This window comes from Micromonospora sp. WMMD736 (assembly GCF_049179015.1).
Lineage (GTDB): Bacteria > Actinomycetota > Actinomycetes > Mycobacteriales > Micromonosporaceae > Micromonospora.
In genome coordinates this window covers 5,324,294-5,337,613 of sequence record NZ_JBMHMI010000001.1, presented here as the reverse complement: position 1 = coordinate 5,337,613, position 13,320 = coordinate 5,324,294, and the positions used below count along the sequence as shown (strand labels likewise).

The 13,320-nt window shown below is 72.1% G+C and carries 13 protein-coding genes; 4 read left to right on the top strand and 9 right to left on the bottom strand.

Features of this window, described 5'->3' with window-relative positions:
• The first annotated feature begins 36 nt into the window (after nucleotides 1–36).
• A complete protein-coding gene (xseA, locus tag ACN269_RS24110) occupies nucleotides 37–1,275 on the top strand; it encodes an exodeoxyribonuclease VII large subunit (RefSeq protein WP_421474552.1) in 1,239 nt (412 codons plus the stop codon).
• A gap of 30 nt (nucleotides 1,276–1,305) precedes the next feature.
• Entirely contained in the window at nucleotides 1,306–1,527 is a 222-nt protein-coding gene (locus ACN269_RS24105) for an exodeoxyribonuclease VII small subunit (RefSeq protein ID WP_421474551.1), read from the top strand.
• Between the two features lie 46 nt (nucleotides 1,528–1,573).
• On the opposite strand, the gene ACN269_RS24100 is transcribed toward ACN269_RS24105, so the two are convergent.
• The 3 genes from ACN269_RS24100 to ACN269_RS24090 all read right to left on the bottom strand — a co-directional run bounded on the left by ACN269_RS24100 (nucleotide 1,574) and on the right by ACN269_RS24090 (nucleotide 4,345).
• Nucleotides 1,574–2,425, bottom strand: a complete 852-nt coding sequence (locus tag ACN269_RS24100) for a hypothetical protein (protein WP_421474550.1) — start codon at nucleotides 2,423–2,425, stop codon at nucleotides 1,574–1,576.
• Between the two features lie 236 nt (nucleotides 2,426–2,661).
• The gene (locus tag ACN269_RS24095) at nucleotides 2,662–3,474 is read right to left on the bottom strand and encodes a hypothetical protein (protein WP_421474549.1); all 813 of its coding nucleotides are present in this window, start codon (nucleotides 3,472–3,474) and stop codon (nucleotides 2,662–2,664) included.
• Between the two features lie 115 nt (nucleotides 3,475–3,589).
• Entirely contained in the window at nucleotides 3,590–4,345 is a 756-nt protein-coding gene (locus ACN269_RS24090; protein WP_421474548.1) for a DUF4245 family protein, read from the bottom strand.
• A gap of 158 nt (nucleotides 4,346–4,503) precedes the next feature.
• On the opposite strand from ACN269_RS24090, the gene glpX reads away from it, so the two are divergent.
• Both glpX and ACN269_RS24080 read left to right on the top strand, forming a co-directional pair.
• Nucleotides 4,504–5,535 carry a class II fructose-bisphosphatase gene (gene glpX / locus ACN269_RS24085; protein ID WP_421474547.1) on the top strand — a complete coding sequence of 344 codons (1,032 nt, stop codon included), beginning with the start codon at nucleotides 4,504–4,506 and terminating at the stop codon, nucleotides 5,533–5,535.
• Nucleotides 5,532–6,509 (top strand): DMT family transporter, encoded by a 978-nt coding sequence (locus tag ACN269_RS24080; RefSeq protein WP_421474546.1) that lies wholly within the window; start codon nucleotides 5,532–5,534, stop codon nucleotides 6,507–6,509. The genes glpX and ACN269_RS24080 overlap by 4 nt, the downstream gene beginning before the upstream one ends.
• A 124-nt stretch (nucleotides 6,510–6,633) precedes the next feature.
• On the opposite strand, the gene ACN269_RS24075 is transcribed toward ACN269_RS24080, so the two are convergent.
• From ACN269_RS24075 to ACN269_RS24050, 6 genes are all read right to left on the bottom strand, one after another.
• Complete coding sequence (locus ACN269_RS24075) at nucleotides 6,634–8,247, bottom strand: hypothetical protein (protein WP_421474545.1); 1,614 nt, start codon at nucleotides 8,245–8,247, stop codon at nucleotides 6,634–6,636.
• A gap of 65 nt (nucleotides 8,248–8,312) precedes the next feature.
• The gene (locus tag ACN269_RS24070; protein WP_421474544.1) at nucleotides 8,313–9,281 is read right to left on the bottom strand and encodes an NAD(P)/FAD-dependent oxidoreductase; all 969 of its coding nucleotides are present in this window, start codon (nucleotides 9,279–9,281) and stop codon (nucleotides 8,313–8,315) included.
• Between the two features lie 105 nt (nucleotides 9,282–9,386).
• Nucleotides 9,387–10,040, bottom strand: a complete 654-nt coding sequence (locus ACN269_RS24065) for a rhomboid family intramembrane serine protease (RefSeq protein WP_421474543.1) — start codon at nucleotides 10,038–10,040, stop codon at nucleotides 9,387–9,389.
• 105 nt (nucleotides 10,041–10,145) lie between these two features.
• A complete protein-coding gene (locus tag ACN269_RS24060) occupies nucleotides 10,146–10,820 on the bottom strand; it encodes a lytic transglycosylase domain-containing protein (RefSeq protein WP_421474542.1) in 675 nt (224 codons plus the stop codon).
• A 278-nt stretch (nucleotides 10,821–11,098) separates the two neighbouring features.
• A complete protein-coding gene (locus ACN269_RS24055) occupies nucleotides 11,099–12,514 on the bottom strand; it encodes a PhoH family protein (protein WP_421474541.1) in 1,416 nt (471 codons plus the stop codon).
• 429 nt (nucleotides 12,515–12,943) lie between these two features.
• Complete coding sequence (locus ACN269_RS24050; RefSeq protein WP_421474540.1) at nucleotides 12,944–13,297, bottom strand: hypothetical protein; 354 nt, start codon at nucleotides 13,295–13,297, stop codon at nucleotides 12,944–12,946.
• Nucleotides 13,298–13,320: the final 23 nt, after the last annotated feature.

The window sequence follows — 13,320 nt, the reverse complement described above, 5'->3', positions numbered from 1 at the left end:
GGCGGGGTGCCGGCGGGGTGGTCGTAGGGTGGGTGCGTGAGTGGTGGGGGTGGCGAGGGCAAGAGCAGCGCCGAGGAGCCTTGGCCGGTTCGGGTCGTCTCGCAGAAGGTCGGGGCGTGGATCGCCAAGCTGGGCTGGGTGTGGGTGGACGGGCAGGTGGCGCAGATCAGCCGCCGTCCCGGGGCCACCACCGTCTTCCTGACCCTGCGTGACCCGTCCGCCGACCTGAGCCTGACCGTCACCACCAACCGTGACGTGCTCGACGCCGGTGCGCCGGAGTTGCGCGAGGGCGCCCGGGTGGTGCTGCACGCCAAGCCGGAGTTCTACGCCGCCCGGGGCACGTTGAGCCTGCGGGCCGACGAGATCCGACAGGTGGGTCTCGGTGAACTGCTGGCCCGGTTGGAGAAGCTCAAGAAGCTGCTCGCCGCCGAAGGGCTCTTCGACCGGGCCCGTAAGCGCCGGCTGCCGTTCCTTCCCGGCCGGATCGGTCTGATCACCGGCCGGGCGTCCGCCGCCGAGCGGGACGTGCTGACCAACGCGCGACGGCGCTGGCCGGCAGTGGAGTTCCGGACCGTGAACGTGGCGGTGCAGGGCCCGTCCGCCGTGCCGCAGATCGTGGACGCGCTCAAGGTCCTGGACGCGGACCCGAGCATCGATGTGATCATCATCGCCCGGGGTGGTGGCGGCATCGAAGACCTGCTGCCCTTCTCCGACGAGGCGCTGTGCCGGGCCGTCTTCGGCTGTCGTACCCCGGTGGTCAGCGCGATCGGCCACGAGACGGACGCGCCGCTCGTCGACTACGTGGCCGACCTGCGGGCCTCCACCCCGACCGACGCGGCCAAGCGGGTGGTTCCCGACCTCACCGAGGAGGTACGCCTCATCGGTCAGGCCCGGCACCGGCTCCAGCGGGCGGTGCGCAACCTGGTCGACCGGGAGTCACACCGCCTCGACGGCCTGCGGTCCCGGCCGGTGCTGGCCCGACCCCAGGTCATGGTGGAGCACCGCGCCAGCGAGCTGACCGCGCTACGGCAACGCGCCGGGCGCTGCCTGGACCACCGGATCGCGGCCGCCGACGACGACCTGCGGCACACCCTCGCCCGACTGCGCGCCCTCTCCCCCGCCGCGACGCTCGACCGGGGGTACGCGATCGTGCAGCGCGCCGACGGGCACGTCGTCCGGGCGGCGGCCGAGGTCGGCAAGGGCGACCCGCTACGGGTACGCCTCGCCGAGGGCGAGCTGGCCGCGACGGTCGACGGGGACGTGGCGACGCGGTGACACCGACCGGCGTGTGCTGAGATGGACGCGATGACTGACGACACGAAGGCCGGGCCGGACGAGCGGCTCAGCTACGAGCAGGCCCGCGCCGAACTGGCCTCGGTGGTCGAGCGGCTGGAGGCCGGCGGCACGTCCCTGGAGGAGTCGCTGGCGCTGTGGGAGCGCGGCGAGGCGCTGGCGGTGATCTGCCAGCGCTGGCTGGACGGGGCCCGGGCGCGGATCGACGCCGCCCGCCAGGACCCGTCCGCCTGACCGTCGTGGGGGTGGGATGGCCGGAGCCACCCCACCCGTACGACGGTCAGTTGAACAGGCTGTACAGCTCGGCGGGGGCCTCGACGACCTGGTCCGCCGGCGGCTTCTGGGCCGGGCTGGCGGAGCCGTAGTCGGAGTACGTCATCTTGATCTCCTGGGCCGTGGTCTGCCCGGAGGCCGGGAGTTGCAGCACCAGCTCGCTCAGCCGGCCCTGCGGGTCGACCTTCGCGGTGAACGGGACCGTCTTCGCCTGGGTGCCGAGCGCGGCGATGGTGGCCGCGTTCAGCGAGCCCGCCTCGGCGGCCTTGGTGACGTCGATGGTGCCGGCGTACGTGCCGGTGCCGGTGCTGCGGACCTCGGTGATGCCCTGGGTCAGCACCGCGCTGCCGGCCGGGTCGACCTTGTCGAAGTCGAAGCCGAGGTTCTTGTTGCCCTTGATGCGGGCCTGGTCGAGGTGCTGGTACTTGCCGAGGTTGAGCTGCTTGATCGCGGGCAGGCTGTCAGCGGTGGGGCCGGTCAGTTCCAGCTTCACCCAGCTGTCCGGCTTGGCGTGGATCACGTCGAGCTTCATGGCCAGGTCGGAGGAGGGGCCACCGATGGCGAACTTCAGCGCCGCGCTCTGACTCGGCTGGTGCACCTGCCCCTCGGCCGTGGAGCCGGCGCCGGACAGGGTGAACCGGAAGTTCCCGTCGCTGATCGCCTTGGTGGAGTCGAGCAGGGCCTGCTTGGCGTCGCCGGACACCGGCGCACCGCCGGACTGGCTCGGCGCACCGGACGCGCTCACCGTCGGGGACGCGGTCGACCCGGCCGTACCGGTCGTACCACCGGCGCAGGCGGCCAGGGCGGGCGTGAACAGGGCGGCGGCTACCAGGCCGGCACCCAGTCGTCGGACAGTCATACGTGTCTCCCAAGGGGGTCACCCGACGACCTGGTCGGCGCCGGAAACCGGGCGACGCGGCAGCCCTTCGGCCACGTCGCACGATCCGGGCCGAGCGGCACGCCCGGATCGCTCTCTTCTTGTTCCCTGTCGACGCGTCGGACAATCACCCTTGTTGTCCGGTTGTTCGCGGACAACCGGTGCCGAACAGAGGCGGGCCGGGGTGACCCGTGGTCACCCCGGCCCGCCCCGCCGGCCTACTTGAACATCTCGTACGTCTCGGCCGGGGCCTCGACCACCTTGTCCGCCGGCGGCTTCTGCGCGCCGGTCCCGGCGCCGTAGCCCGCGTATCCGATCTTGATGTCGTGCGCGGCGGTCTCACCGGCGGCCGGCACCGAGATGACCAGCTCGGTGAGGCGACCCTGCGGGTCCAGCTTGGCGGTGAACGGCAGCGACTTGGCCTGCGCGCCGAGCGCCTTGACCACGTCCTCGTCGAGGGCGACCGACTCCGCGGAGGCGGTGATGTCGATCTTGCCGGCGTAGCTGCCCTCGCCGGTCTTCTGCACCTCGGTCACACCCTTGACCAGGGTCTCGCTGTCGACCGGGTCGAACGTCTCCGGGTCGAGCTGGAAGTCCTTGATCTCCTTGGCCTTGGTCTTGTCGAGGTGCTGGTACTTGCCCTTGTTCTTCGCCAGCTCGGGGACCATGGCCGCCATCTCGCCGCCGAGCTCCATCTTCACCCAGCTCTCCGAGTCGATGTAGATGAGGTCCATCTCCATCGAAACGTCCTGGGAGGCGTCGCCCATCTTCATGGTCAACTGGGCGCTGTTGCTGGGCTTGTGCACCAGGCCACCGCCGGTCAGGTCGGCGCCCGCGATGGTGAACGTGAAGTCGCCCTTGGCCATCTCCTTCGTGGAGGCGAGCAGCGCCTCCTTCGGGTCGGCCGGTACGGCCGGAGCGGACGCGCTGGGGGCGGCGGCCGGCTCGGCCGCGTCGGACTTGCACGCGGCCAGGCTGGGGACGAGCAGGGTGGCGGCGAGGAAGCCGAAGCTCCACCGTCGAATGTTCACGGAGTTCTCACTTCACAGAGATGGACGTGGCCCGGCCCCGATGTACGGGCCGGACCGAGCCGAGGGAGCGTACCGGACGAGCCCCTCGGCGTGTGTCCCGTCGACTGTGGACCGCTCAGCGGAGGGAGCCGGCCAGCTCCCGCAGCTCGTTGTCCCGCGCGTCACCGATCACGAGCACCGTACGGGTCGGCTCCAGCAGGGCCAGCGCCTGCTGGTTCCCCCGGGCCGTGTACCGCTGCCAGGTGCGGCCACCCAACTCGGTCGGACCCTGTGGCTGCCCCTGGTCGGTCAGCTCGGCCGGGAGCAGCCGCTCGGCCGGCACGCTGCTCTGCACGAGCTGCACACCCCTGCCCTCCGGCGTCAGGTAGCCGATCCGCAGCGTCGCGCCGCCGTCGACGCTCTGGTAGCGGGCGCTGACCGTACGCCAGCCGGACCCGAGCCCCTGCGGCTCGCTCACCGGAACCGTGTTCGCGGACCGCGCCTGTTCGATCGCCGGGGCGGGGTCGACGGTGGTGGCCTGGTCCCCGCCCAGGAAGCCCCGGTAGAACGCCAGCAGCAGCGCGATCGGGATGAGGAGCACCAACAGCGAGATCGCCATGTCCTTGGGCGACCGCTCGGACCTGGCCGCCGTCGCTGTCGCGCGGGGCGGCGACGGCCGGGCCGCCGGCCCATCTCCTGCGCGGGTCGGCTCGGCCACGGGGGTCGCCTCGTCGGCGACCAGGGCCGGCTCGCCGGTGGTCGGCGCCGTCGGATCCGCCGGGCCCGTCGCGGCGGACCGGGCGCCGGGGGCGTCCGGGTGGTCGGCCGGCGGCTGGCCGTCGGGCGGCGTCCGGTCGGCGGGTACGCGGTCAGCTGGCTGTGCGGGTTCCACCCTGCCATCTTCGCAGCTGCCCGACCGGCGGTATCCGGCCCATCACCGCCCCGCACCGGCGCTCGGTCGGCCATCGTGTGAGGATCAGCGACAAAGCCGGCGGCGGCACCACCGAGCCGCCGGCCGTCCCCGCACCGTCGCGAGGAGGAGCAGCCGTCATGACGAACACCAGGACGCGGATCCCACAGGATCTCGACCGTAACCTGGCCCTGGACCTGGTCCGGGTCACCGAGGCCGCGGCCATGGCCGCCGGTCGCTGGGTCGGCCGGGGTGACAAGGAAGGCGGCGACGGCGCCGCCGTCGACGCCATGCGCAAACTGATCAACTCGATCCAGATGCGCGGCGTCGTGGTGATCGGCGAGGGCGAGAAGGACAACGCCCCGATGCTCTTCAACGGCGAACACGTCGGCGACGGCACCGGCCCGGAGGTGGACGTCGCGGTCGACCCGGTGGACGGCACCACTCTGATGAGCAAGGGCATGCCGAACGCCCTCGCGGTGCTCGCCGTCTCGGAGCGCGGCGCGATGTTCGACCCCAGCGCGGTCTTCTACATGGAGAAGCTCGCGGTCGGCCCCGCCTACGTCGACGTGATCGACATCAACGCCGGGGTCGCCGAGAACCTGCGCCGGATCGCCAAGATCAAGGGCACCGACGTCTCCGAGGTGACGGTCTGCGTTCTGGACCGCAGCCGCCACGAAGACCTGGTCACCCAGATCCGCCGGGCCGGCGCGGGCATCAGGTTCATCTCCGACGGCGACATCGCCGGCTCCATCCTGGCGGCCCGTGGCGAGTCGGACGTCGACGTGCTCATGGGCATCGGCGGCACCCCGGAGGGCATCATCTCGGCCTGCGCGCTCAAGTGCATGGGTGGCGCCATGCAGGCCAAACTCTGGCCGCGTGACGCCGAGGAGCGGGAGAAGGCCCTCGCCGCCGGGCACGACCTGGACCGGGTGCTCGGCACCGACGACCTGGTCACCGGCGACAACTGCTTCTTCGTGGCGACCGGCGTGACCTCCGGTGACCTGCTGCGCGGGGTGCGGTACCGGTCCGGCGGCGCGTACACCCAGTCGATCGTCATGCGGTCGAAGAGCGGCACCATCCGGGTCATCGACTCGTACCACCGGCTGGAGAAGCTGGCGCTCTACTCCGCCGTCGACTTCGACGGTCGTCCGCTCGCCGAACAGGAGTGAGCGGCACCGGCACCGCGGCTCCGCCGACCCTGCCAGCCGCCCGCCGGATCATCGGTGTCGCACTGGCGTCGGTCGCCGGGGTCGCGGTGGCGGCGCAGTCCCGGATCAACGGCGAACTGGGCGTACGCCTGGCCGACGGTTTCGCCGCCGCGGTGGTCTCGTTCGGGTTGGGCCTGGTGGTGCTGCTGGTGCTGGTGCCGGTCACCCCCGGCGGGCGGCGCGGGCTGCGCGCCGTACGGCGGGCCCTCACGGCCGGCACGCTGCGCCCGTGGCAGTGCCTCGGGGGAATGTGCGGCGCGTTGCTGGTGGCCACGCAGGGGCTCACCATCGGCTCGCTGGGGGTGGCGGTCTTCACCGTGGCGGTGGTGGCCGGCCAGTCCGGCAGCAGCCTCGCGGTCGACCGCGCCGGGATCGGCCCGGCCGGGCGGCAGCCGGTCACCCGGCAGCGCCTGGCCGGCGCGGTGCTCACGGTGCTCGCGGTCGTCCTGGCGGTCGGCGACCGGCTCGGCGACCCGGGCGCGCTGGCGCTGGCGCTGCTACCCCTGGTGGCCGGGCTGGGCATCGCCTGGCAGCAGGCGGTGAACGGGCAGGTCCGGGCGGCGGCCGACAGTGCCTTGACCGCCACGCTCGTCAACTTCGCGGTGGGCACGGCGACCCTGCTGGTCGCGTTCGCGGTCGACGTCGCCGTACGCGGTTGGCCGACCGGTCACGCGCCGAGCGAGCTGTGGCTCTACCTGGGCGGCCCGATCGGCATCGTGTTCATCGCGATCGCCGCCGCGATCGTGCGCTTCACCGGTGTGCTGCTGCTCGGCCTGGCCACCATCGCCGGTCAGATCGTGGGGGCCGTGCTGCTGGACCTGGTGCTGCCCACCGCGGCCTCCCACCCCAGCGTGAACAGTCTGCTCGGGGCCGTGCTGACGTTGGTGGCCGTACTGCTAGCCGCCCTCGCCCCACCCGCCGCCCGGCAATCCTGACCAGCGCCGGCAGCACACCCGCCCGCGCCGATCTTGCGGTTACTGTCGCGACATGAGCCGCAGATGCACACACTTCGTCGACAGAAAGCGCAAGATCGGCGCGGGCGGGGGTCGCAAGCAAGAATCAGCGCAGCGGCACTCGCGGCGGCAGGGGTTGGTACGGCGGGTAGGGCGGCGTGTCGCGCCGGTTCTCTTCGCGGGCCGGGTCGGCGAGGCTGGCTAGCCGGACGGCCAGCAGCAGTCCCGGCACGGTGGCCAGCAGGGCCAGCGCGACCGCCACCGGCGTCTGCTCGGGAGTGCCGTTCACCCAACCGGCCAGCGGCAGTCCGGCCAGGAGCACGGTGAGCAGGAGAGTTCCCGCGGTCCACCCGACCCAGCTCCCCGGAGCGCTGCTGAGCCACGGGACGAGGAGCAGCCCCGCCACCGCCAGCGCGCCCAGCGGAACGATGATGATCAACGCGGTGTACACGGTGCTCGTCTCGTCGACCCAGAACCAACTGGCCCCCAACTGAAGTCCGCCGAGCAGGATCGCGAAGGCCCCGGCGATTCCCCAGCCGTGGCTGCCGCCGCCGCGTCGAATCGCCAGGTGTCCGGCGAGCACGGTGACCGCGCAGCCGAGGAGCAACACGAGCGCGATGGCAAGCCACACGTCGACCTCGCGTTGCACCCGTCCACCGTCGTACACAGCGGGTAGTTCGGGCGTGACAGCCAGGGGCGACTGGCTTTCGAGGAATCCTTCGCGTCGCCACCCGCCGTCCGACAGACGGCGCAGGAATCCGTCCCGGCCGTTGGCGACCAGGACCTCGTGGCCGCCCCCGGCGTGCGGGTAGACGACGAGTTCGCGGGATGAGAAGTGGCGACGGACGTCACCCGGCTCTTTGTACCGGCGGGCCAACTCGTCGCGCCGCGGATCCGCCACCTCCCAGGCCACCTGCCAGGTGACTCCGGCGTCGTCGCTCTGCTCCACCCGCAGGTGCCCGGCGACCACCCGGTAGCAGCGTCGGGGGTCGTCCGGCGCGCACGCCTGCTGGCGTGGGGAGTCCTGGGCGTCCAGCCGGGTCTTCTCGTCGTCGGTGGACTCTCGCCAGGTGGTCGCGGCGTCCTCGCTGACTTGCCAAAGGCCATCGGCCGGCTCGTCCGGCATGGACGAATTCTCGTAGCCCAGGCCGACCGAGATCGCCGGACGGCCGTCGAGGGTGGTGGCACCGAGCGCGTAGGGGTAGCTGGCCGCGCTGGTGGCGGCCACCGCCAACACCGCCGGCGGCAGCACCACCAGCAGCCGGACCAGCCGAGCCGTCCGGTGCCGCACCGGTCGCCTCCGCGCCCGCGTCCAGCTCCACCACGCCAGGCCGAGCGCCGGTAGCGTGAACAGGTCGGTCCGGTCGGCCCGAACCAGAGACGGCCCGGCCAGTGCGGTCCATGCCGAAGAGGCCAGCTCAGCGGCGTACCCACTGGATTTGACGACCGCGAACCCGGCACCTGCCGCGACCAGGCCGACCAGCGCGGCCGTGCGGGCCGCCAGCCGCGGCAGCAGCAGCGTGAGCAGCACCGCGACCAGCGGCGGAGCGAGCACCAGGCCCGCGACGTCGCTCAGCTTGCCGGTCACCAGGCCCGGGTACGCCGCCTTCCACAGATGGTCGTTGACGACCAGCACGACGAGCGCGAGCAGGGTCGCCGGGTGGCAGAGCCACGCCAACGTCGTCGGTGCGCCATCGCGTGGTTTCTCGGTCCCCGTCATCCCCTCAGGGTCCGGTGGACCCGTCTCGATCCGGGCACGGACCGGTCAGTGTCCGGTATCGACGGTCAGCCCGCGTCGGACGAGTGCCCGGGGAAGAGGTGGGCGCTCGGGTCGATGGCGACCGCCGCGTTGTTGACCGCCGTGGCGGCCTCGCCGAAGCCGGTGGCGATCAGGCGCACCTTGCCCGGGTACTCGGTGATGTCGCCGGCCGCGAAGACCCTCGGGAGGTTCGTCGCCATCGCGCTGTCCACCACGATGTGCCGGCGGTCGAGCCGGAGCCCCCATTCGGCGAGGGGGCCCAGGTCGGCGGTGAAGCCGAGGGCGGCGACCACCGTGTCCACCGGCAGGGTCTCGGCCGCGCCGCCGCGCACCGTCACCTCGGCGCCGGTCACCGTGGCGTCCCCGATCAGGCGGGTGACCTCGGCGTTGACGACCACCCGCACCGGCAGCGACAGCACCCGGGCGACCGTCGAGGCGTGCGCCCGGAACTTCTCCCGCCGGTGCACGAGGGTCACCGAGCGGGCCAGCGGTTGCAGGGCCAGCGCCCAGTCGAAGGCGGAGTCGCCGCCGCCGACGATGAGCACGTCCTTGTCGGTCAACTCGGCCGGGTCGGTGACGAAGTAGACGATGCCGGCACCGGGGGCACCGTCGGCGCAGGGCAGCGGCCGTGGGCTGAAGCTGCCGAGCCCGCCGGTGACCACGACCGCGCCGCAGCCCAGATGCTCGCCACCGGCCAGGCCGAGCACCGGCCGGTCATCGGTGTACGAGAGCTTCTCAGCCCTGGTGCCGAGCAGGTACCGCGGGGCGAAGGGCGCCGCCTGGGCGACCAGGTTCGCGACCAGGTCACGGCCCTTGACGGCGGGAAACCCGGCCACGTCGAGGATCAGCTTCTCCGGGTACATGGCGGTGACCTGGCCGCCCGGCTCCGGGAGCGCGTCGATCACCGCCACGGACAGGCCACGGAATCCGGCGTAGTACGCGGCGAAGAGACCGGCGGGACCGGCCCCGATCACGGCGACATCGACCTCGCGCATGGCGTACCGTCGCTTTCCGCTCGCGGATCAACGCGTGCTGATCTCGACGGTAGGCGGGGCGCAGCGGTCGGGCAAGCATGTCCCAGAGGCGCGTCGACGGGCAGGTCAGGGCAGGCTGAGGGTGGATCCCGAGTAGTCCGGACCGTCCACCGTGGGCCGGCGGCGGCGGAACAGGATCGCGGCCACCACGCCGCCGAGCAGCCCGAACAGGTGACCCTGCCAGGAGATCCGCTCGTCGGTGGGGAGGATGCCGACGAGTTGCCAGCCGTAGAGCAGGCCGACGAGCAGGAAGACGGCGAAGTTCCACCAACTGCGCTCGACGATGCCCCGGGTGAGCAGGATGCCCAGGTAGCCGAAGATCACGCCGCTCGCGCCGACCACCACCGAGTTGGGCGAGCCGGTGAACCAGACCCCGAGACCGGAGACCAGGATGATGATCAGGGTCGACCACAGGAACCGCCGCGCGCCGGCGGCCAGCACGAAGGTGCCCAGCAGGATCAGCGGGATGCTGTTGCTGTAGAGGTGGTCGAAGCCGTGGTGCAGGAACGGCGAGAAGAAGACGCCGTCGAGGCCGTCGATGCGGTGCGGGATGATGCCGGCCGTGGCGTCCAGGCCGAACGCGAGCCCCTGGTCGATCGCCTCGATGAGGAAGAGGAACGGGACCACCGCGCACATGGCGACGAAGGCCCGGCCGAGGGCGGCGTAGAACGCCTCGGTGCCGAACCGGAACGGGTCGCCGCTTGGCGGGTGCAGGCTCACCCCCCAACTGCTATCAGCAAAAGGGGCCGACCGCCACTCACGTCCCGACCGGCATACGCGACGGCGGGGCGGGTGGTCGCCCACCCGCCCCGCCGTCGTACGTCGTCAGTAGTGGTTGTTGTTCTGGAAGTAGGTCCAGGCGCCACAGGGCGTCCGGTACTTGCCCTTGATGTAGCCCAACCCCCAGATGATCTGGGTGGCCGGGTTCGTCCGCCAGTCGTCCGCGACCGTGCCCATCTTGCTGCCGGGTAGCGACTGCGGAATGCCGTACGCGCCGATGGGGTTGGCGGCCTTGTGGTTCCAGCCGCTCTCCTTGGTCCAGAGCTTCTCCAGGCAGGGGAACTCGGAGATGGGGAAGCCCTTCTCCAGCATCAGCGCACAACCGATCTTGCGGTTGCCGCTGTACTCGGCGCAGGATGCCGGGATCGGTCCGTCGTACGGCTTGGCGGCCTGCTCCGCGGCCTCCCGCTCGCGCTTGCGCGACGCGGCGGCGGCCTCGGCCTTGCGGGCCCGTTCGGCGGCCTCCTTGGCCGCCTGGGCCGCCCGCAGCTTGGCCTGGTACTCGGCGGCCCGCTGCCGGGCGAACGCGACCTGGTGGTTGGCCTGGCGCTCGCGCTGGTAGGAGAAGTCGACGCGATCGACTTCGACGCCCATCTGCGCGGTCAGGCCCTGCTGCTGGATTTCCCGGTCCTGGCCCAGGTAGAAGCCACCCGCGACGCCCACGGAGAGCAACGCGACAGCGGCCGTACGGGCACCCAACCGGCTCCACAGCCGACTCACGAAGTGGTCCCTTCGTCGGGGGCAAGGACACGGCGCGGCACCGGGCCACGTCAGCCCTCAGCCGTGCCGTGAGCGCCCCGACCGGTGAGCCGGTCGCGCCGACGCACCGACCGTCACTGATGCCGCCCTGACCTCGGGCGAGCGATCACCGACGATGCCTGTGGTGCGTGGGCGCTCGTGGGACACCATCGCGCACAGTGAGGCACATGGGAAACCGACCGCGCCGTTTGTGACCTGCGCCACATCCAAAATAGGGACGAAAGGTTACGAATCACCCATCACTGCGGGATGTCCTCCAGGAGATCCGTCACCATGGCGGCGATCGGCGACCGCTCCGACCGGCTGAGCGTGACGTGGGCGAAGAGCGGATGGCCCTTCAACGCTTCGATCACCGCGGTCACACCGTCGTGCCGGCCGACCCGCAGATTGTCCCGCTGGGCGACGTCGTGGGTGAGCACCACCCGCGACCCCTGCCCGATCCGGGACAGGACGGTGAGCAGCACCCCGCGCTCCAACGACTGGGCCTCGTCCACGATCACGAAGGCGTCGTGCAGGCTGCGACCCCGGATGTGGGTCAGCGGCAGCACCTCCAGGATGCCGCGTGAGGTGACCTCCTCCAGCACGTTCTCGTGCACCACCGCGCCGAGCGTGTCGAAGACCGCCTGCGCCCACGGCGACATCTTCTCCGACTCCGACCCGGGCAGGTAGCCCAGCTCCTGGCCGCCGACGGCGTAGAGCGGCCGGAAGACGATCACCTTCTTGTGCCGGCGACGCTCCATCACCGCCTCGAGGCCGGCGCAGAGCGCCAGCGCCGACTTGCCGGTGCCGGCCCGGCCACCCAGCGAGACGATCCCGATCGTCTCGTCGAGCAGCAGGTCGAGGGCGATCCGCTGCTCGGCCGACCGGCCGTGCAGCCCGAACGCCTCCCGGTCACCCCGGACCAGGCGGACCGACTTGTCCGGCAGCACCCGGCCCAGCGCGGAGCCGCGCGTCGAGTGCAGCACCAGGCCGGTGTGGCAGGACAGACCCGCCGCCTCGTCGAGGTCGAGCGTCTCACCGGCGTACAGCGCGGAGATCTGCTCCTCACCCAACTCCAACTCGGACATGCCGGTCCAGGTGGGGTCGCCGGCCTGACCGTGGCGGTACTCGTCGGCGCGCAGACCCACCGAGGCGGCCTTGACCCGCAGCGGCATGTCCTTGCTGACCAGCGTGACGTCCCGCCCCTCGGCAGCGAGGTTGAGCGCCACCGACAGGATCCGGGCGTCGTTGCTCTCGGTGCGGAACCCGGGCGGCAGTACGCCGTCGTCGGTGTGGTTCAGCTCCACCCGCAGCGTCCCGCCCGCGTCGTTGGCGGGTACCGGTCGGTCGAGGCGGCCGTGCCGGATGCGCAGTTCGTCGAGCATCCGCAACGACTGCCGGGCGAACCAGCCCAGCTCCGGATGGTGCCGCTTGCCCTCCAGCTCGGTGATGACCACCAGTGGCAGCACCACCTCGTGCTCGGCGAAGCGGTGGAACGCCGCCGGGTCGGACAGCAGCACGGAGGTGTCGAGAACGAAGGCCTGCCCCGCTGGTCGGGGCTCCTTGTTCTCGGCCGGCGCGGCGTCCGCCGCACGGCGGCTCCGGGTGGCACGGCGGGTCGTGGCAGTCGCGGCCGGGGTCTGGTCGGCACCGGCGGTGGTACGGCGAGTCGTCACAGGCCTGCTCCGACGGATGGGCACCCGGCCACCCGTTTTCCGCCTCGTCCGGTACCCGGAGGGGTCGGATGCGGAACCCCGTGCGCGAGGTCGCAGATCCGGGTGGACCGGCTGGCTCGGGAGAACCCCGCGCCATGCCTAGACGCTAGCTGCGGCGGACCGTCCCGGCTAGGGGCGATCGTGGATCTCTGGGGACGGCCGTGTGAACAGCGCCGAACGGACGAGCCGGCGGGGACGACGCGCGGTGTCCGTCAGCGTGGCGGCCGGACGCGGCGAGCCGGCCGGGATGCATGCCCCCTGCGCGCATCCCGGCCGGCGGGGCCGCCGTCACCGGTCTGACGTGGCCCCGACGGTGCGTGTCCGCGGACGACGCACCGCGTTCTCCGCTTGCCGGTCGGCGGGACGCTCGGGGGCGACCCGCCAGCCGGCTCAGCCGGTTCGTCGAACCAGCGTGCCGGTCGGGTGCCGCCCGGTGATCGGGGCGGCCGGCGCGGTGAACGACGAGCCGGTGTAGGTGGTGCCGGGGCGGGCCGCCGCATCGGGGCGGACGACCGTGCCGGCGGAGCGGACGGCAGCAGGCGAGGAGACCGACAGCGCGGAGGCGATCGCCGCCTGGGCATCGCGACGACGACGGTTCCAGGCACCCCGGTCACCGTCGAAGTAGCCCTGGCGGTAACCGAAGCGATAGCCGACGCGGTAGCTGAGTTGCCCGTGCAGGCGACCGGCGGCGTAGCTGGTGGCACCGAGCACCAGGACGAGGAAGACCACGAGGAACGGGCTCATCGGGCGGCCTCCGCCCGCCCCGG